We start from the raw sequence: 19,535 nt of genomic DNA, 5'->3' as shown, positions 1-19,535 counted from the left end.
GCGACGATTCGACTTGCCCCCGATGGCGGCCTTAGGGCCGGCCAGGATGCTGGATCAGACCGGGTACATATCCGTTATTTGGATAACGGCTGCTATGGGTTCCGCCCTTACGGCGGGTCACTTTCGAAAAGCGCGAAAGTAACCAAAGCGCTCTTGCCCCACCACTCGGCACCTCGCCTAGGCTCGGTGTGCCCGTAATCCGCCAGTGATTTGGGGGGCCGCCGCCACGCGCCATCCATGGCGCGGGGCGGCTAAACCGGCATCCCTGCCGGTTTACCCCCCAAATCCCTGTCGAATTCCGGCCAGCGTGGTTTGACGGGGCGCCTGAGATCAAGATCAAAAGCAGATCAAAAGCAGATCAAGAGCGGCTCGCTTCGCATCGTGGTTACCGTAGGGGGTTGCGCACTGCAGTTGTGCGGGTGCCTATGGCTATCGGGGGCAAGCACCTTTGCATTTGGGCCTAGAACTCTCCGGAATATTTTACTGCTGCCGCAGCCCGCGACGGCACGTTCAAGCTGCGCAACAACGACGACACATGGATACGCACCGTAAACGGCGAAATATCCAGGGCCTTGGCGATTTCCTTGTTGGTCTTGCCCTGGGCAATCAGGCGCAGCACTTCCTGCTGGCGGGTGGTGAGGGTGTGGGTTTCCAGCGGCAGCAGGCCCGACGGCGTGAACTTGACCAGCACTTCGCCGTTGCGGATCGCCAGCAGCGCCTGGCCGATATCGTCGGGGGCAATGTTCTTGCCGATAAAACCATCGATGCCCAGGGCCATGACCTGTTCGATCAGCGCGGGGTCGTCGACCATCGACACAACGATCAATGTGGTGCGCCGCAGTTGCTGGCGCAGTTCGGCCAACTGGCTGATGCAGGTCAGGCCGGGGAAGCGCAGGTCGAGGATCAGGGTGTCGATGTCACCTGCCTCGCGCAGCAGCGCGTTCACCGTGGCCAGGTCACCGGCCTCTTGCACTTGGGCGTCGGGCAGCAGGCGCTGTACGGTGCGTACCATACCTTCGCGAAACATCGGATGGTCGTCGGCGATGATGATCCGGCCAGTCATGCTGAGCTCCTTCCTGGGGCAGGGTTGTGTCGAGGCATGCTACTTTACCAACGGGCCAAGGGCCCTTTTTCAAAGATGATATGTCAAGGATATGACTATGAGTCCCGAGACCAACTCCGAACTTGATCAGGCTAACCTGCGCATCGTGGTGGCCACCATCGCCATTGTGTATATCAGCCTACTGGGTTTCCTGCCCGGGCACTCGCTGGACACCTACCTGCCAGTGATCCTGTATATCTTCGTGTTCCTGTTGGCCTCCATCGTGTTGCGCCAGGTGATCGCACGCTGGCCCGGGCATTACCCAGCGCGGCGCATCTTCGGCATGCTCCACGATTACACCGGCACTTCGTTCGGCCTGGTGGTCGGGGGGGAAGCGGCGTTGCCGTTGTACGCGGTGATGGTCTGGGTAAACCTGGGCAACGGCATGCGCTACGGCTCGCGCTACCTGGCGATTGCCACGGGGCTGGCGTTGCTGGCGCTGCTGATCGTGTACCAGCTTACGCCGCTGTGGCAGGCGCAACCGTTTATGGTGCTGATGCTGATGATCACCAGCACTGTGATCCCGGTGTACGCCCATATTCTCCTGGAGCGCACGCGCAAGGCTTCGGAACAAGCCATCGCCGCCAACCTGGAAAAATCCCGTTTTCTCGCCCAGGCCAGCCACGACCTGCGCCAGCCAATCCATTCCATTGGCCTGTTCACCGCCTGCCTGCGTGAAGCGCGGCTGGGGGATGATGAGCGGCGGCTGGTGGACAATATCGATCGCTCGCTGCTCAACGTGTCGCAATTGTTCCGTTCGATCCTCGACCTCTACACCCTCGACAACGGTCGCCTGCTGCCCAAATACCAGGTGATCCACCTGGGCGACTTTCTCGCCGACCTGGTGCGCCAGAACGCCGAGGCTGCACGCTGGGCCGGTGTTGAGCTGCGCTTGCGCCCCTGCGCTCACTGGGTACAGGTGGACCCAGGGATGTTGGCAACCATGGTGCAAAACCTGCTCTCCAATTGCTTCAAGTACGGCGCGCAGCGGCCAGTGCTGATCGGCGTGCGCAGGCGCGAAAACGGTTTGGTCATAGCGGTGCATGACCAGGGGCGAGGGATTGCACAGGAGCATCTGTCAAAGGTCTTCGAAGAGTTCTATCGCGTGCGCCAATTGCGTGACAAGGACGTCGAAGGCGTAGGCCTCGGGCTGTCCATCGTCAAGCGCCTGGGGCAATTGATGGGGATGCAGGTGAGCCTGCGTTCGCGGCTGGGCCATGGCACCTCGGTGAGCCTGCACGGCCTGGCCCTGGCCACCGCGCGGCGTCAACCGGCGCTGCGCGACGATGTGCGCCAGGCCGGTCTGCTCACCGGTCTCAAAGTGTGCCTGGTGGAGGATGACCACAACGTGCTGCTCGCCACTCAGGCGCTGCTGGAACGATGGGGGTGCCAGGTGCAGGCTGAGTCGAGTGGGAAGGGGCTGGTCAGCGACTGCGATATCATCGTCGCCGACTACGACCTGGGCAATCACGCCACCGGCATTGAATGCATCGACCAGTTACGCCAGCAGCGCGGTTGGGCGGTGCCGGCGCTGATTCTCACCGGTCACGACGTGGAGAAAATCCAGGCCGCGTTGCACGACCGTCAGATCGCCATCCTGTCCAAACCGGTGCGTCCTGCCGAACTGCGCGGCAGGTTGCGCGACCTCAGCCAGGAAAAAATTACTGCATGAACGGTGTCAGCCCGTTGCCACGTGCGCCTTTTGGCTGGCAGTAGGCGGCGGGTTTCATCAGTCCAAAACTGGCGATTGCAAATGCACCGCCGCTGGCCCCGCTTGGCACGGAGCAGTTGTATTCGCCGGAGGCAGTGTTGGCTACATAGTAAGTGGTCATGGAGTCGCTGCGCACATTGGAGATACGTTTTACCGGCTCGCCCAGGTTAGTTTCCGACAGTTTCTTGAGGTGATCTTCAGTGGGCTTGATATTGCTGCAACCGGCCACGCCGATGATCAAGGCGCCGAGCAGGGCAAGGCGAGTAACGGGGGAGTGGAGTTTCATGGTGCTTCTTCCTTGGGGTTGTTTTGGTTTTTCCAGCGCGCAACGAACCCGCACGCAATGAATGCGCGGTATTGAAGGAGCGTTGGAAGTGCCGAGGAATATAGCGTCGCAGGCCGGCAGGGTCGATTAGCACAAATGGGCTAATGGCAATTTGAAGTCATGGAAGGAACAGCCAGTGTTGGAGATAAAACGAGCTACGCCAGACGACGCCGACAGAGCGTTCGAGATTCGCCGTGAGGCCATTCGCGGTCAGTGCGTCGGCGCCTACAGCGCCGAGCAAATGGCGCTCTGGACCCGCGGTTGCGCAAGTGATGGCTACAACGTGCTGATGGAAAAACCGTTCTACCTGGGCTGGGTGGACGGTGAAGCTGTTGCTACCGGTATGCTCGACCCGGATCACCATGAAGTCGGGGCATTGTTCGTCCGGCCTGCGTTCACAGGGCGCGGCTACGGCAAGGCGATGCTTGCCCATGTGGAGGGAATTGCGCGGCAGATGGCGATTGAACAGGTGGTGCTGGATGCCACTTTGAATGCAGTGAGTTTCTACCGCTCGTGTGGCTATGTGGGGAATGAGCAGGCGGTGTATCGCTCACCCTCGGGGTTGATGCTGGCGTGTGTGCCGATGGTGAAGCGGCTGCGGGTCATACCGGCGTGAATGCTGCGCGCAATTGCTCAATGACCTGCGCAACGCCGGGGCCCTGAATCGGTGGCGAGGGAGCTTCAACGTGGGAGGGGCAAGCCTGATGCCTGTAGGCGCGAGCTTGCTCGCGAAAACCCCATAGGCACCGCGTTTATTCAGAAAACTCGCGTTATCGTTGACGTTTTTCGCGAGCAAGCTCGCTCCTACCTGGCCACCGTAACTACGATGCGAAGCGAGCCGCTCTTGCTCTTGCTCTGCTTTTGATCTGCTTTTGATCTTAAGCGCCCCGTCAAACCACGCTGGCCGGAATTCGACAGGGATTTGGGGGGTAAACCGGCAGGGATGCCGGTTTAGCCGCCCCGCGCCATGGATGGCGCGTGGCGGCGGCCCCCCAAATCCCTGGCGGATTACGGGCACACCGAGCCTAAGCGAGGTGCCGAGTGGTGGGGCAAGAGCCTTTTGGTTACTTTTGGGCTCTTTTCAAAAGTGACCCGCTGTAAGAGCGGAACCCATAGCAGCCGTTACCTAAATAACGGATATGTACTCGGTCAAAGTCCAACATCCTGGCCCCCTCCCACAGCACCACCCGCAACAAGGCAATCAATGCATCTTGCTATGGTCCATTTTGCTGTGATCCATACCATCCAGGCCCCGGGCATTAGCCTTCACCTCAACGGTCTGCTTTTCACCCTTGGCATCCTGCACCGTAAGCGTCAGCGGCACCTGGTCGCCTTCCTTGATCTGGCCGGTCAGGCCCATCAGCATGACGTGATAACCGTTGGGGTCGAGCTTGACGGCTTTACCTGCCGGCAGAGCCACCGAATCCACCGGGCCCATGCGCATCACATCGTCCTTCATGCTCATTTCATGGATCTGCACGTCTTTGGCCACCGGCGATGCCACGCTGAGCAATTGGCTGTCGCTGTCGGCGGTGACGGTCATGAAGGCACCGCTGGACGGCTGCCCCGGTACGGAGGCGCGCACCCAGGCGTCGGTCACTTGCACCTGGGCGCTGGCGTGAGCAGCGAGGCCGAGCAAGGTAAGGCCCAAGGCAAAGCGTTTCAGGTAGTGAGCGGTAGTCATTAGCAGACCTCCATGACGGTGAGCAGGTCTTCTGCGCACTCTTGAGCGGTAAGGGATGCCTGCAAGCCAAGGCGCAGGTTGCCACGGGTGTCGAACACGAAACTGGTGGCGGTGTGGGACAGGGTGTAAGTGTCGCCGGCGGGGATCTTTTCATAAAAGATCCCGAACTCCTTGGCGGCCACGGCGATTTCTTCCGGGGTGCCGTAGAGGGCTTCGAAGCTGGGGTCGAAAGCCTTGACGTACTTGTCGAGAATCTCGGGGGTGTCGCGCTCCGGGTCCAGGGTAATGAACACCACCTGCATGATCTTGCCATCTCGGCCCATCAGCTTCTTGGCCTGGGCGGCGCGTGCCAGGGCGGTCGGGCAGACCGCCGGGCATTGGGTGAAGCCGAAGAACACCACGGGCATCAGGCCGCGGTACGAGCTCAGAGTGACGGTTTCGCCAGCGGTGTTCTTGAGCTTGAAGGTACGGCCCATGATCTTGTCACTGAGGTCCTTGCCGTACTTGAAGTTCAGCCTGGGGCTGTAGTCACAGCCGCCCAGCAGGCTGCCCAGGCCCAACAGGCCCATGCCGGTCAGCACTTTGCGGCGGGTGAATAACGTACTCATCAACTGTGCATCCTGTGAAACGCCTGCTGGGCTGTGAAGCGGCCGATCAGGCTTGGAAAAGGAGTAACGAGAAGGGTGCAGAGTCTATCAACCCTGGCCACCCCGCGTAATCTGCGACGTTCTGCCACAGGGGCGCGCCGTACTTCATCCTTTTGCGGCTTCGGTGGTAGAGTCGCCGCCATGAAATTGCACCACTGTGACCGTTCGCTGATCGCCTGGACCCTGTACTTCTGCGTGCTGATGAACCTGTTCGCCTGCGGTTTGGGGCACGGCCAGATGATGGGCCAGCAACTCAATGGTATTGGCGGGCTGTTCTGTTCGGTGGAAGGTGGCCAGTTGCCAATTTCCGACAAAGGGTTGGCTGACCCGAGTTCCAGCAACATCTCGAACTACTTTGCCTGCCCGGTCTGCAACGCTATTACCGTCGCTATCGTATTCCTGATCGGCCTGGCCTGGCTGCTTGGCCTCGGGCAAACCCTACGCCCGGGCCATGAGCGGCGCAACAAGGCACCGCCGCGTTATTCCTGGCCCTCGGCCAACCCCCGCGCTTCCCCTGCATCCTGACGTAAGCCTTGGGCCTCCTGAGACCAGGGGGCATTGTGTCGTCACGATAATGGGTGCGATCCATGAATCATCTATTGCCTGCAGGCGCCAGCCGCCTGGTCAGCAAGGCGTCCCGCCGCCTGCACGGGGAGCCGGCGCTGCCGGATTACCCAAGTAATGCCCGCTGTTTTGTGCACCTGGATGCACGCCTGTTACCCCATTGGCACACCTTGTTCGATATTTGCCCGGCATTGCTCAAGCTTGACCCGCCGGAGGGGCTGAACCTGTTTCGCAGCTTTATGACCTGGGCCTATCGGCATCGGCCGCCGCTGGATTGGACCTATCATCTGAACGTGTGCCGCTGGCTGCTGGGCTCGACGTACCGTGCGCAAATCGATGACGAGCCGATAGAAGCCTTCATGGCTGCGGCGGCAGCGTGCTGGGTCACGACCGATCAAAGCCAGGCCCAGGGCGTGGTGCTGGCCTGGCAAGACGTACGGGTTTTCGATTGGAAGGGCGCGCCGTTGGCTGATATCGAACGCCAGGTGCTGCCTGCCCCGGCAGGGGATTTTGCCTGGTGCCCGTTAACCTGCCAGGCCGGCTTCAGCGGCTGGCAAGCGCTGCCTTGAGGTACTGGTCAACCGGTGACGTGAGGCGACGTAAAAACCGCGAATTTTTTGTAGGACGAAACTGTTTTTTTGTACGGCCGATCGGAACGGTATTTTTTTACCTGCAAGAGTGCGATGTTCACGTTCGACGCCAAAAAAACAAGAGGCTGCGATGAAGAAGATGTTCGAGACAACCCCTTTGCCCAGTGATCGCTACGATGCTGTCAGTCGGACGCTGCATTGGTTGATGGCCCTGGTTTTCATCTGGATCTATTGCACGGCGGTGGCTCACTACCTGGCTTCCGATTCTACGCTGGACAAACTGCTGTGGCCCTATCACAAGCCCACCGGGTTGTTATTGCTGGTGCTGCTGATACTGCGGGCCAGCTGGAATCTCTTGCACCGGCACAAACGTCCCCCCAGCGTGAACCGCTGGTCATCGATCGGGCATGGCGCGCTCTATGTACTGATGTTGCTGATCCCCGTGATCGGCTTGCTGCGCCAGTACGGCTCAGGTCGCGAATTCCTGGCGTTTGGCCTGACGATCATGGAGGGCCTGGAGGGCGAAAAGGTGCAGTGGATGATTGATCTGGGCCGCGACTTCCATAGCGAACTGGGATGGACGATGCTGGTGTTGATTGTCGGGCATGTCGGTGCGGTATTCATGCATTCGCGGCGAGGCGAGCCTCAGGTATTGCGGCGCATGTTCAGTCGTCGAGCTTGAAGCGCTGACGATAGATTCGGAATGCCCGCACGCTTCACAGTGCGGTGCGCCGCCATGCGGCCTTTGAGCGGATGACTAGGCTTGGTGAACCATTGGTTTTCAGGTTTATCCGCTTATGTCTTCCTTGCACCACAACACCCCGTCACTGACGGTTTTCGACCCGCGAGGGTTGACTGTGCGCAGCGTGGCTTACCACCGCAATACCCCCCAACAACCGCCCCGGGCGTTTGTCACGCGCCATGTCTTCAACGCCCAGGGTTTCCTGCAGCAGCAATGGGACCCCAGGCTGTTTGACCTGCACGGCGCCGACCCCGCTGTGCTGCCTAATCTGTCCCACCGCCACAGCCTGACCGGCCAATCCCTGAGTAGCCAAAGCGTGGATGCCGGTAACCAGGTCAGGTTGCTTGGCAGCGCTGGCCAGGTCGTGCAGCAATGGGACAGTCGGGGCGCACGGCAGCGGTTCGAGTACGACCCGTTGCTGCGCCCCGTGGCAGTGTTTGAGCGTGCCCTCGACGAAGCGGCGGAGCGCTGCGTGGAGCGCATGAGCTACGCTGGCATGACGTCCCAAGAGGCGGCGCGCAATCGCTGTGGCCGCTTGATTCGCCATGATGATCCGGCCGGTACGCTGTTCTTCGAGCATTACGATGTGCAGGGCGGCGTCACAATGCAAACCCGGCGTTTGCGCGCCCACGACAGCGCTCCCGACTGGCCGCTGGCAGTGAACGAACGCGACGCACAACTGCAGGCCGAAGCCTTCACGACCACTTGGCGCCACGACGCGCTGGGCCAGGTGCTGGAGCAAGGCGATGCGCGTGGCAACCGCCAGCACTGCCGTTACGGCGTAGACGGCTTGTTGACCCACAGTGAGATCGTATTCAAGAGCGGAGCGCGCAAGTCACTGGTAGACCAGCGCACGTTCAACGCTGCGGCCCAACTGCTGACCGAATGCGCGGGAAATGGCGTCGTCAGCGTCGCCGAGTACTCCGATACCGATGGACGTCTGACGCGTTTGAGCGCCCACCTCAAGGCCAAACCGGATACCCCCCTGCAAGACCTCTCGTACCGCTACGACCGAGTCGGCAATGTGGTGCGCATCCATGACGCGGCGCAGCCCACCCGATGGTCGAGTAATGTTCAGGTGGACGCGGTGAGCACGTTCGAATACGACAGCCTGTCTCGATTGATCAAGGCCACCGGCCGGGAAAATGCGCGTAATACCGGCTCATCCGCATTGCCGGGTAGGGTCACGTTCGCAGCCACCGACGACAACCTCTGGCGCAACTACACCCGACACTATGCCTACGATCCGGCCGGCAACCTCACGCAGATGCGCCATGTGCCTTCCTCCGGCAGCGGCTTTACCCAGCACATGCGCGTGGGCGAACAGAGTAACCACAGCGTGATCGAGGCGCAGGGGCTGACGGCGCCCGGCCTGGGCAACGGCTTTGATCAGGCCGGCAATCTCCAGGCGCTGGCGGCCGGGCAGGCGCTGACCTGGAATGTGCGCAACCAGCTGGTGCGCGTGGCACAGGTGGTGCGTGACAACGGCGAGCATGACGACGAGGTTTATCTGTACGACGGCGCCGGTCAGCGGGTCATCAAGCGCAGGGTGATCCATGCCAGGGCGCAAGCGCACAGCCATGAAGTGCTTTATCTGCCGGGGCTTGAATTGCATCGCCATGGCACCTCGGGCGAATGGCTGGATGTTCTGATTGCCCAGGCCGGGCGTAATGCGGTCAGAGGGTTGTGCTGGCAGCAGGGACGTCCCGAGGGCATGGTGGATGAGCAATTGCGTTTCAGTCTTTGCGATCATTCGGGCAGCAGTACGCTGGAGTTGGACGAACACGCCGGGCTGCTCAGCCAGGAGAGCTACTACCCCTTCGGTGCAACGGCATGGTGGGCTGCAAAAAATGCGGTTGAAGCCAGCTACAAGTCCGTGCGTTATTCAGGCAAGGAACGCGATGCCACCGGCTTGTATTACTACGGTTTCAGGTACTACGCGCCATGGCTGTTGCGCTGGGTCAGCGCAGACCCGGCCGGGGATGTGGACGGGTTGAACCTCTATGCGATGGTGGGTAACAACCCTATTGGCTACGTGGACGACGATGGCTTGCAGCGCAGTCCTCTTGTTGGCATCGTCGGTATCATTATCCTGATGGCGCTGGCTGCACAGGCAATGGGCTTGGATGCCGTTCAGAGTGCGCAGTTGGTCATCGGGGGGATGACGGCGGTGGTTGTCGGTATAACGTTGTTGGTTCGTCAGCATGTCAGAGCAGACCGGGATTGGGAGGAGGAGCGCAGAGCCACTTATCGAAAGCTCGCTTTGAAGAGTGCACGCGAGCTGCTGCAAGGGGGGCGCGCCACAGAGGATGAAGTCGCTGCCTTGGTGGAATTTCTGTATCAGTTTCGGGTAAACCAATCAGACACTGCGAATTTTTCGTACGGGTTGACGGTTGACAAGCACAGGGGACTCTACGCATACGTCGGCCCCGCAGAGCGCATGGACAAGGCTTCGGAGGCTGCCAAAACACACGGCAATCCCGCCCCGGAGCTTAGGAGGTTGGGGTTTGAAGGCATGAGGATACGCGCTCCGCTGCGAGAGGCAGGTGTTGGCCCACTGCCGGCGGGGCTGACCCACACCGAGGTACAGCCGCTGACCAGGGCTGCCGGCACGCGGCGCACAAGCTCCGCGACGGAGGCAACCATTGCAGAGCCTGCCAGCCCTGGGCCCTCATCCGGGCTGGCACCTGAGCTCGCCATTGACGAGACTTCCATATTGAATGAGCTGCGAGGACCCGGAGGGGGAATTATCAGAATCGTGATCAATCGGCTGAAGGACCGAACCCTGGATTTTCACACCGGCCATGCGATGAGGGGCGGGCAAAATATTCGCAGTTTTGATTTGCCGGGCTATCGCGGGCAGCGCGGTCGCGGTGCCTATCGGCTATTGGTCCAGCATGTGAGCGGCCTCAACTATCGTGCGGTCAGGGTGATGAACCCGCACCGTCGTTAAGGCGCGGTGCCTATGCCAAAGAGCGCGGGCCCTGCCAGGGCCCGGCTTGTTCAGGGCAGCCGTCAGGCCGGCGGGTGTGTATCGTTCTCGTCCTCACTCACGCTGTACCACGCCCGGTACGTCTGGCGACGGGTGTCGCCATTGGCATTGAGCGTGCGCACGAGGCGCCCCAGCGCATCATGGAAGTGGCGCTCGCTGGGCCGCGAGGCGTTGAACGCCGCGTCGTTTATATACCCGGGACGGTCTACGAAGTAAGGCCGCCAAGTCTGCGTCACCTGGCCCCGATTGTCGTATTCGACCCGGCCACTGATCCGCCAGCGGCTGCTGGCGTCCAGGGGCTCGGCGTCTGCGCTCAGCGTCCCGGCCGCGCCAACGTGAAAGACCGGCCCTGGTTGGGCCTGCTCCTGGGTTTGCCGCACACGACCGAAACCGTCGCTGAAGGCGAGGGCGATGTGGATCTGCCGGTCGTCCTCTGCCGGCGTTGCCTGCCAACGGTCGGCGTGCAACACCACGGCGTGTACAGGGACTCGCGTGGCGGCCTTGATCAGGGCCTTGAGGGTTTGATGGTGGGGTAGCGTGTCGGCCAGGCTATTGAGTCGTATCAACGCTGAGCCGCGAATATGCCCGCTGGGCAGCAGGTAGCCGCTATGCACCCATTGCGCCTGGATGTTGGCAGGTGCAACGCGCCCCATCCAACTGAACACGTCGTAGAAACACGCCATGTGGGCGTGCAGCAAGGCCGTCTGCGGATCGGCCAGCGCCTCTGCCGGGCCGTTTTCAGGGGGGCGGAAGAAGGATTGCCGGGTGTCGTCGCCAACCGTTTTTCCTTGCTCCTCACCCTTGAGGCCGGTCGCGATCAACTGACCGTGGGCATCGTAGTACGCGTACTGCTGGGTGCGCTGGGCATCAGTCACCATCAGCGGCAAACCCAGCCGGTAATCATACTGCGCTTGCGTCAAGCAGCCGTCCGCTGACTGCACTTTGATCAGGTATAGCCAATAGGCATCGTATTCACTCTGCGTGACCCCGTGGCTCATGCTTGCCTGGTGGCGGCGAGGCCGGTAAAACGCCTCGGGCTGCCCATAGCGGGTGTAGCCCTGGCCAATCGACCACAGCGTCAGCCCCTCATCCTGCCCCGGGTTGGTCGACAGAAACGCCTGCATACGGCGATAGTGCTGTTCGGTCAGCGTTGCGGTTATTGTGCGATCCGGATACACACTCAGCGTCTGTTCATCGAGTTCGGCCACCTCAACATAAGCGGGTAACGCCTGGAAACTCGCGGTTCCCGGCGGCAACGGCGTGGTGTGCGCGGCCAGGCAATAGTGCTGCGTTGACAGCCCAGCCAGTTGACGTGACGCATTCTGGCCCAAGGGGTTGGACGGGTGCTCGGCGATGAAGTGTTCATAGCCGATTTTTTCACTCGCCAGCGCCGACCTGGACAGCACCAGCACGTTGCTTCGCTGCTGATAAGGCAGCTGCAGGCGCCAGCGCTGCGGCGCGTCCAGATGAATGAAGTGAGCGCGGCTTTCGTTGATGTAGTAAGCCTGTTGCGCGGGGTCGTGCGCATCACGCCACCACTGCTGCTCATGGGGCAGGCCCGGCGCAGCGGTCGAGTCCGCCGTGTGGCGGCGGGCATAATCGACCACCACGCTGTGGACGTTGCTGGCGTATGGGTCCCAGCGCAGGTTGAGGGTATGACGGCAGCGCGGATCATCCTTCTGGCGTTCGTACGAGCAGACCATGGACTCCAGCATCAATGGCACAAGCACCGAAGGTTCGCCGGTGTTGCGCGAGGCGCTCACTTGACGCACGAGGTAGCGTTGCTGCTGCACAGAATATGGCACTGCGCTGTGCGGTTCGTCATCGGCGGCGTAGAGCTCCTCACGCAGCAAGCCCCCGGCCAGCGCACGCTGCATTTCACGCTGAGTCGCCGCATTGGGATTGGCGATCAGCGTGTCCAGATCGCGCCCTGCCTCCAGGCGGCCCAACAGGCTCGGGCCCAGCGCGGGTGCGTGAGGGTCGCCCGCGTAGAACGCTTCTTGAGAGGGTGAAAGTGTGTTGAACCAGCGCTTGGTCAGTACACCTTTGGCTGTTTTTGCGGTCGGCGAGTGGTCGTTTTCCAGCACCAGGCCAAAGCCGAGGAACTGTCGTTCAACAGCGTCGTAGCAGGCTTCTCGGTAGCCAAAGTACTGGCTGGACCGATTGCCGCTGACCTGATCCTTTTGTCGCCGGCTTTTGACCAGTGGGATCGGGAACGCAAGGTTGCTGCCCGCAAGCTTGCCCTGCTTTTGCCCGTGGAGTTTTTCGTCGAGCCATTCCTGGGCGCTGCTGCGGTAACTCAGCTGGGTGGCCGCTCCCATATTGTTGAGCGTTGCCGTCAACAAATAAGGTTTTCGGCGAACAAAGTCGAAGCGCCAATGCCGGGGTTTGAGGTGCGGCACGCTAAGAATCAGGCTGGAACAGCCTAGACCTTGAAGGTCGGCAAAACTGACCTGACACGTCGCGTCATGGCGCACGCCTTCCGGCCAGGGCAATGTCACAGGCGGCATCAGCCCGCCGCCGGTGTGGTTAATGAATATCAGCAGTTGTTCAGGCTTCAGGTAAATAAGGTCCACCGCGCCTGAACCGTCGAGGTCGGCCAAGCGGATATTGGCGGCGTCGAAGCTGGCGTAGTCGAACGGCAACGCCGCAAACACAAACCCCTTGCCGAAGCGTCCGCGGCCCAGGTTTGGCCAGCACCTGATTTCGTTATGACGAATACGCACCAAGTGCTGTTGACCGCTGCCCAACGGGTCGCAGAAGGCGACCAGTTCGGTCGGTGTATGGCTGAGTGTGGGCAGACCCTCGTCGGTATGTTCGTGAGGCACTTGGAGGCCGGCGCCATACCCTTCGCTTTGGCGCTGGGCATACAGACGCACGCTGCGATTGCCGATCAACACAAGGTCCAGGCGGCCGTTGCCCATCAGGTCAGCGAGTTGCCCGTGGGGATGGAAAAACTCCTGGGGCAGCGCCGCGAACGGCGTAAAACTCGACCATTGTCGCTGGGTATCGAGCGTGAAAAAGCCACTCAGGCCCGGCTGGGCCACCACCCATTCGAGGTGCCCGTCACCATTGAGGTCCGCCAGGGCCTGACGGGTGGCCTGGGCAGTGTCGGCGACGGGAATGCGTGGCAGTGCCTGCCATGGCCCGTAGGTCACCGCATTGAGGCCGGACGCACGCGGTGCCCTGAGCGGTTCGCGGTAATACCAGTTTTTGTCGGTACGGTGCAGGATGCCCGGCAGACCGTCGTTGTACAGGTCCACCAGTTGATAATGCTGACCATCGTTGACACCCGCCATGCCATCGAACGGCTGGTAGCGGGCGGGCTCCAGTACCGGCTTGAAGGGGCTGTAGGCCAGTTCCAGAGGGGGCCGGGCGCTTGCTGCTCCCTGAGCGTCATACGCCTGATTGTGCAAGGCATTCAGGCAATTGCCGGCGGCGTGACGGTCGGTGTATTCGAGCAACAGTCGCCGGGTCAGTACCGGGTTGGCGCCCATGCTCGGCTCGCCCGGGAAGTAATGAAACATCAGTATCTGTCGGCAAAGCCGCTGGGTGCCAAGTTCAAAACCGTAGGCGTAATTGCAGAACGGGTCGCTGCGCGACAGCCACGGCTGTTGCTCGGCGTAGGTCGGCACCTGGCTCAGTTCGGTGTGACGTTCGCCGTAGTCCAGCAGCAGCTCGAAATGCCATTGTTTCTCGGCGAGCACATCGGTGTTCCATAGCGCCAAATGTTCGCGGTGCCGCAGGTTGCCGTAGCACACCCTGGCCAGGTAACGCTGCGCACGGTAATCCCTGGCGGTTGGCGCGTGCTGGTCTTCGGGCTTGTAGTGGTAATAAATCTGCTCTCCCAGGGGGTTGAGGCTTTCCTGCAACAGCCATTGGGCCACATGGCGGCTGTCTTGCGGGTCGGCGCAGCGAGCGAGCAGGGTTTTGCCGAACAGATGCACACAGCCGTCCGCACCCTGCACCAGCCAGAATCCGGCAGTATCGCTGGCGGATGTCCAATGTTCGATTCGATCGAATCGGCCCTCGACGATGGGTACATAGCGCACCACCCGATGCGCTTCACTCAGGGGCAGGCCGTTGTATTGGGCGCAGGCGGTGACATGAATCTCGCCGTGGGCGTCGCGCTCGGGAATCAGCTCAACACCTTGGGGGCTGACGAAGCGGTCACCTTCGCCGTAGGCCGGGATACCCTTGCGCGTATCGCGGCTGATCGCGCCCGCCGACAGCGCCCAGCCGAGCCCGAACGGGCCATTGCCTTGTGAGCTGCGATACCCCAGGCTCAACGCAGGGTCGAAACCGCGTCCGGGCGAAATGGGCAAAGGCACGTCCAGGCTGGCCTCGCCCCGTGAGCCGACAGGCCCCCAGCTGACGCCAGGACCCTGGATGGCACCGCCGCCCTTGGGCAGGGCCGGGATTGCCGGCTCCAAAAAATCGGACGACTGCATGCTCATCGCAGGCCTCCGCTGTGCCTGGCGGTGTAACGCAGGTGCACGATGATGTCGGTCAAGGATTCGAGCAGGGCTCGTTGTCGCGTATGGTTGGGAAAACTCAATTGCCAGGTGGAAATGGCGCCGGTGTATTCGAACGGCAGGTAACGTTCGTCACCGTCGAAGTTCAAGGTGAACAGGCCGCTATCGTTGAGCCCGTTGGACAGGGCAATTTCCTGCCGGGCGCGCCAGTCTTTCTTGGGTGCAACCTCGGCTTTATCAGACGTGGGCACAAGGTGCGTGGTATTGCCAGTCTGGGTCAGAAGGGCCTTGATGTCTTCGTAGGGACCCAGGGTGGCAGGCAGGGAGACACTGACGTTTTTGATCCTGCGCAGGTAGTGGCCAGGGTAATCGTCGTCGAACAGCTTGCGGGTCAGTTCGAAGCTCAGCGTACCGTTACTCAGCAGCTCGGCTTTAAGCGTTGCCCAGGGTTTATCGCCTGTGGCTGAAGCGTCCTGGTCGTGGAGCTGACGCAACGACACGGTTTTGGTGATCTCCAGCAGGCGTTCGTTCTGAGTGGCGTAGGCACTGCTCATGCTCAGCACATTCAGCTTGAGGGCTTCGCCGGCGCTGAGGCCACGGTATTGGCGCGCCCAGAGCCCGGTTTGGATGAAGTGCTTGTCCCACTCTGCGCGCTCTTCCTGCCAGCACGCCTCGGCGGCCAGGCACAGGGACAGGGTGGCGTCATACGCCTGGTAGTAGAACGTCGAAAGCTGGCCGTTGAGCCATTGATACAGCTGGGCGTTGGTAAAGCGTTTACCTAGCAGGTCATACAGGGTTCTCGCCTGGGTGAACGCAGTTTGGGCCAGGCGCAATTGCAGGCGGGTATGTTGCTCTTGCTCGGTGTAGGCCAGCAGTTGTGCATCGACCTGGGCCAGTTCCAGGCGCGCCTGCTCCAACGCATTGCCCCACTCGGCGGCGCGGCGGGCGAACAGGTCGGTGCGGTCGAGGTGGGCGGCGTTGGCGCGCTTTTCGTTGGCCATGCCTTGGGACATGGCTTGCAGCGCGTGAAAGGCACCTTCGTAACGCACGCCGCCATTGGAGGTGCCGAAAATATTCGGTATCAGCATCGCCAGGCCCGCGCCGGCCTGGGCAACTGCGGCTGCCGTTTCCCAGTGTGCGCTGTCCTGATACGCCTGGGTGGCCTGGGCTTCTGCCGGACTGATGCCGACCTTGAGTTGCTGCTCGAAGAACGCGACCCGGGCCTCGACGATGCGCCGCCCGGCCAGCAGGGCATCCCTGTTTCTGCTATCGAACTGCACGGCCTGGGCTTGTTGCTCGACGGCTAACCTGGCCAGGTCCCAGGCCTGTTGTTGCTGGGATTCTACAGAGTGAGCCTGCTCCTTGCGCTCCAACAGTGACAGCAAGGTTGCTCCCAACTGGATCAGGTTATCGACGGCCTGCAAGGCGTGGGCCAGTACGACCTTGAAGCGATAGTGCCCGGCTTGTGCAGTGCGCAGCGATGTTTGCACGCTGGTGGCGACGGTGACTTGCTGATAGGTGGCCAGCAGCGCCTGGGGCGTCAGTGTGGCGGCGTAGAGCGGCAGGCTCATGGGCTTGCCGGTCAGGTCAAGGTGATGGCGAAGGTTGTACAGGCGCGCATCGACCTTGTCCCAGCGCGTCAGCAGGTCCGGGCTCAGGGATCGGCACAGCCGTGCTGTGCCGGCAGGCAGTGGCGTTGTTCCAAGTGCCGAGGGGCTTTGCAGCTGGTCCAGGGTGGTGGTCACCCAGGGATCGACAGCGTTGAACGGTGGGCGTGGCCCCAGTAATCCTTTGGCGCGGATGTACCACAGCTTGGCTTCGGCCAGGCTATCGCGGCTCATTTGCCGGTAGGCCGCATCACCGCGATTAAGCAGGATATCGACATACAACAGGTAAAGCGCCTGGCGAAAATGCACGGGGCTGCTTTTGGCCAGTCGATGAGCACAAAGCAAGGTCTGGCTGGGTTGGAGTGTGGTGTCGGCCAACAGCATTGGCTGACGCCAATGGGCGGACTGGCGTGCGGGATCGAACAGAAAGTGTATCCAGACTTCGGCGTCGGCATATTGCTGTTCCAGGTTCAAGCGGTGCGCCAACAACCAGGGCAGGTAAAGAAACAGCTCCCAGTAATACGCACCATGGGCCCCCTGGAAGTCCAGCAGGCTGTGATCCTTTTCGCCCGCCAGCGGTGGTTCACGCCAGGCGTCCATGGGCAAGGAGAACACGTGGTGCACATCGACCCCCGCGGTTTTGGTCAGCAGGCCCGCGACACAGGTGTTGGTACGAATGGGCGCACGCTTGTGCGCAGGCGTAACGCCGTGCTCGATGGCGCTGGCGTTGAAATCGATGAACTCCGCCGTCCCATAGGGTGCCGATGTGAGCCGACGAATACGCGGGGCCAGCGGGATGACAGGAGGACGGCTCGGAGGGGCGAGCGTGAATGTGGCGGTTTTCAGCGCATAGCCCAGAATGGTGGGCGAGGGATAGCGCACATCGCTGTCCAGTATCAACACGCCGTGGATAAGGGTTAATGAGGCCGAGGGAGGGTTGCCGGGGTCCTCGCCATAAGGCCTCATCGTCTGCGGCGAGAACTCGATCGGTACGTCAAAAAAATGCTTTATGGACAGTTCGGTGAAGGCATCGCGCAGGTTACGGCGCGAGTGTTCGGCGTGCCCGACCAGCACGGTATTGCTCCTGTTGAGGGTTTCCGGAAAACCAGCATTGGCTTGTTTCATATACATCAGTACGGGCCTGTACAGACGTTGTATTTGATAGAGAGTGGCAGCGCCCACGAACAAGTCGTGCTGATGGTCCGGTATTGAGTCGCGATTTTTATAGAATGTCAGCGAAACCAGGTAAGTCGATTCCGGCGCGTTGGAAAAATACTCAAAGGCCTCGCGTGAAATGTATTTCCCGTCCAGGTCCAGGGTGACTGAATCCGGGTTGGTGCTGTCATTTTTTTTCGGGGGTAGGGCAAGGATGAACGGTTTATTGCTTTCATCGCGAATAAAGTCAACCTGTTCGACTCCGGTTTTCTGGCACTTGAGGCTCAGCTCGATTTGCACGGAGTGCAAGTCAACGAGTACGGCGCTCTTGAGATGGATCTGTGAGGTGGCGATCAACTTCACCGTGTCATTTGCCGGGGGCACGCCGTCTGTACTCAGGGTCAGGGTAAACGTGACCAACTCTTTGTCGTAGTGGAAGAGCAGGGTGCGATGCGGTTCAAAGCCTTCTGCGAGCCGGGTCGTCACCTCCAGTATGGAGGTCGTGGTGTTGAACTTGATATCGGCGCTCGTCAGCGCACGGATCTTGTTCTGGTGGCCTGCATAATTCCAGCCGCCGGCAGTGCTGTGCGGCGCGTCATGGGTTAAGCCCTCCACATTTACATGAGCGGTTTTTGTGGCCCTGAACTGAAACCTTTCGTGGTTGTGGTGTGCAAACATGGCCAGGTAGCGCCCCGCCAGTTCCAGGTCGGACTCATTGAGCCACATGCGCGTCTTGCGCGTGCTGCCGATGCTCTCAAGCCAATGGGTGTTGAAGTATTCGTCCACACGAATGGCTTGGTAAAAATTTCGATGGCTGCCGTTGTTCTGCGCGGGTGCTCGCGCGTTCGGATGGGCGATGAGGCCCAGAAACAGCGACGGTGCGTGGGCGTTATTGTCGACAACGGCAATCGTGTGGGTGGCACTCATCAAGTCCTCTGAACTCAACTCGTCGAGGTCTTTGGCGATGCTGTATTCCTGGATGCACAGTTGCGGCGTGCTCCAGCTGTCATCGAGCTTTTTGAACGAGAAGTACAGCCGAAACTGCAGGTAGGTAGTTTTTACCCGGGTATCCAGGCGCTGCTGGTATTCCTTGTCGGACTCAACGTCGCCGCGCCCAAACGGTGTGATGTCTTTGGTGGAGGACGTCGGATTGATGCACTGGGCCCACACCAGGAAAAGACGGCCATTGAACACCACTGGGCGGATCGTTTGTTCGGGAACATTGTCGTCGATGGACAGGTGGATTTTTTCCCATCCCGACCAGGCCGTTGGGTTGGGAGCGTCGTCCTCGGCCGAGCGCTCAGACATCGCCAGCGTGCGCCAGTAATAGGTGTTTTCAGAGCTGGATTTGCCAACGAAGTAATAGGTACTGCTGGCGAAGCTGTCCTTGTCGCCATCGATATAGCCATTGAGGGTTCTGATATTGGCGAGCTCTTCGAAGCGATTGAGGTAACCGTGGACAGCCTTCAAGAGCGATGCCGGCTCGGTCCGGAACTGGTTCAACTCGTCTTCCAGCTGCCTGAAACTGTCGCTCTTGTCGTGGCGCAGGGTGGGGCTCAGGTAACTGGCCGGGTAGTGGCGAAGTTGCTGGTTGGCACGCCACAGCGAGTAGGTCAGCAAGGTGTCTCGCCATTCGGTCTGCTGGGCAGCGCTCATCCCCGTTTGCTCATAACCGGGTTCGAGGCCCAGGTATATCGCGTTGATGTATTGCTGAAGGCTGGCAATCGCGCTGGCAATACGGGTGGTGGGCACCGCGTGGCTGACCTGGGGGTCGAGCAGCCAGTAGGTGTAGACATCGTCGAAGCGCTTTAAGGTGTCGGTCGGTTGCAGTGTCTGCAAGACGGGGTCTTCGGGCAGTACGGTGTGCATGTAGAACGCCAGCATCGCGTCGCGCAGCTGTTCGTTGAGGTGTTGGGTGATGGGGGCAGACATGGTCATTCC

12 protein-coding genes are annotated in these 19,535 nt (G+C 60.8%); 6 read left to right on the top strand and 6 right to left on the bottom strand.

Going from position 1 to position 19,535, the window contains the following annotated elements:
- Window positions 1–460: 460 nt before the first annotated feature.
- Window positions 461–1,063: a LuxR C-terminal-related transcriptional regulator gene (locus tag TX23_RS19460; RefSeq protein ID WP_057703604.1), complete on the bottom strand. Its 603-nt coding sequence runs from the start codon at window positions 1,061–1,063 to the stop codon at window positions 461–463.
- Window positions 1,064–1,160: 97 nt separating this feature from the next.
- Here TX23_RS19460 and TX23_RS19455 point away from each other — a divergent pair, with 97 nt between their 5' ends.
- Window positions 1,161–2,774 carry an ATP-binding response regulator gene (locus tag TX23_RS19455; protein WP_057703603.1) on the top strand — a complete coding sequence of 538 codons (1,614 nt, stop codon included), beginning with the start codon at window positions 1,161–1,163 and terminating at the stop codon, window positions 2,772–2,774.
- Here TX23_RS19455 and TX23_RS19450 read toward each other — a convergent pair.
- Complete coding sequence (locus TX23_RS19450; RefSeq protein WP_032880773.1) at window positions 2,764–3,099, bottom strand: hypothetical protein; 336 nt, start codon at window positions 3,097–3,099, stop codon at window positions 2,764–2,766. The genes TX23_RS19455 and TX23_RS19450 overlap by 11 nt on opposite strands.
- A gap of 175 nt (window positions 3,100–3,274) precedes the next feature.
- On the opposite strand from TX23_RS19450, the gene TX23_RS19445 reads away from it, so the two are divergent.
- On the top strand, window positions 3,275–3,754 hold the full coding sequence (locus TX23_RS19445; RefSeq protein ID WP_057703602.1) for a GNAT family N-acetyltransferase: 480 nt from the start codon (window positions 3,275–3,277) through the stop codon (window positions 3,752–3,754).
- Between the two features lie 585 nt (window positions 3,755–4,339).
- Here the strand turns inward: TX23_RS19445 and TX23_RS19440 are convergent.
- Together TX23_RS19440 and TX23_RS19435 are read right to left on the bottom strand one after the other, a co-directional pair.
- Entirely contained in the window at window positions 4,340–4,822 is a 483-nt protein-coding gene (locus tag TX23_RS19440) for a copper chaperone PCu(A)C (protein ID WP_057703601.1), read from the bottom strand.
- Complete coding sequence (locus TX23_RS19435) at window positions 4,822–5,430, bottom strand: SCO family protein (protein WP_057703600.1); 609 nt, start codon at window positions 5,428–5,430, stop codon at window positions 4,822–4,824. Before TX23_RS19435 ends, TX23_RS19440 begins: the two co-directional genes overlap by 1 nt.
- A gap of 180 nt (window positions 5,431–5,610) precedes the next feature.
- Between TX23_RS19435 and TX23_RS19430 the strand changes: the two genes are divergently transcribed.
- From TX23_RS19430 to TX23_RS19415, 4 genes are all read left to right on the top strand, one after another.
- Entirely contained in the window at window positions 5,611–5,994 is a 384-nt protein-coding gene (locus TX23_RS19430) for a DUF2946 domain-containing protein (RefSeq protein ID WP_057703599.1), read from the top strand.
- Between the two features lie 62 nt (window positions 5,995–6,056).
- Window positions 6,057–6,602 carry a putative natural product biosynthesis protein gene (locus tag TX23_RS19425; RefSeq protein WP_057703598.1) on the top strand — a complete coding sequence of 182 codons (546 nt, stop codon included), beginning with the start codon at window positions 6,057–6,059 and terminating at the stop codon, window positions 6,600–6,602.
- Between the two features lie 151 nt (window positions 6,603–6,753).
- On the top strand, window positions 6,754–7,305 hold the full coding sequence (locus TX23_RS19420) for a cytochrome b (RefSeq protein ID WP_057703597.1): 552 nt from the start codon (window positions 6,754–6,756) through the stop codon (window positions 7,303–7,305).
- A gap of 115 nt (window positions 7,306–7,420) precedes the next feature.
- Window positions 7,421–10,318, top strand: a complete 2,898-nt coding sequence (locus tag TX23_RS19415) for an RHS repeat-associated core domain-containing protein (RefSeq protein ID WP_057703596.1) — start codon at window positions 7,421–7,423, stop codon at window positions 10,316–10,318.
- A 62-nt stretch (window positions 10,319–10,380) separates the two neighbouring features.
- Here TX23_RS19415 and TX23_RS19410 read toward each other — a convergent pair whose 3' ends face one another.
- Both TX23_RS19410 and TX23_RS19405 read right to left on the bottom strand, forming a co-directional pair.
- Window positions 10,381–14,814, bottom strand: coding sequence for a SpvB/TcaC N-terminal domain-containing protein (locus tag TX23_RS19410; RefSeq protein ID WP_057703595.1), 4,434 nt, complete (start codon window positions 14,812–14,814; stop codon window positions 10,381–10,383).
- Window positions 14,811–19,526, bottom strand: coding sequence for a Tc toxin subunit A-related protein (locus tag TX23_RS19405; protein ID WP_057703594.1), 4,716 nt, complete (start codon window positions 19,524–19,526; stop codon window positions 14,811–14,813). Before TX23_RS19405 ends, TX23_RS19410 begins: the two co-directional genes overlap by 4 nt.
- Between the last annotated feature and the right edge of the window lie 9 nt (window positions 19,527–19,535).

Source organism: Pseudomonas paralactis (assembly GCF_001439735.1).
Taxonomy (GTDB): Bacteria; Pseudomonadota; Gammaproteobacteria; order Pseudomonadales; family Pseudomonadaceae; genus Aquipseudomonas; species Aquipseudomonas paralactis.
Note: the sequence above shows the minus strand (reverse complement) of the source record. Positions and strands in the feature narration are given on the sequence as shown.

Bases quoted from the DNA above. Each gene is read 5' to 3' on its own strand.
- TX23_RS19430 (WP_057703599.1), top strand. From the start codon at position 5,611: ATGAAATTGCACCACTGTGACCGTTCGCTGATCGCCTGGACCCTGTAC.
- TX23_RS19455 (WP_057703603.1), top strand. From the start codon at position 1,161: ATGAGTCCCGAGACCAACTCCGAACTTGATCAGGCTAACCTGCGCATC.
- TX23_RS19460 (WP_057703604.1), bottom strand. From the start codon at position 1,063: ATGACTGGCCGGATCATCATCGCCGACGACCATCCGATGTTTCGCGAA.
- TX23_RS19420 (WP_057703597.1), top strand. From the start codon at position 6,754: ATGAAGAAGATGTTCGAGACAACCCCTTTGCCCAGTGATCGCTACGAT.
- TX23_RS19440 (WP_057703601.1), bottom strand. From the start codon at position 4,822: ATGACTACCGCTCACTACCTGAAACGCTTTGCCTTGGGCCTTACCTTG.
- TX23_RS19425 (WP_057703598.1), top strand. From the start codon at position 6,057: ATGAATCATCTATTGCCTGCAGGCGCCAGCCGCCTGGTCAGCAAGGCG.
- TX23_RS19415 (WP_057703596.1), top strand. From the start codon at position 7,421: ATGTCTTCCTTGCACCACAACACCCCGTCACTGACGGTTTTCGACCCG.
- TX23_RS19435 (WP_057703600.1), bottom strand. From the start codon at position 5,430: ATGAGTACGTTATTCACCCGCCGCAAAGTGCTGACCGGCATGGGCCTG.
- TX23_RS19450 (WP_032880773.1), bottom strand. From the start codon at position 3,099: ATGAAACTCCACTCCCCCGTTACTCGCCTTGCCCTGCTCGGCGCCTTG.
- TX23_RS19410 (WP_057703595.1), bottom strand. From the start codon at position 14,814: ATGAGCATGCAGTCGTCCGATTTTTTGGAGCCGGCAATCCCGGCCCTG.
- TX23_RS19405 (WP_057703594.1), bottom strand. From the start codon at position 19,526: ATGTCTGCCCCCATCACCCAACACCTCAACGAACAGCTGCGCGACGCG.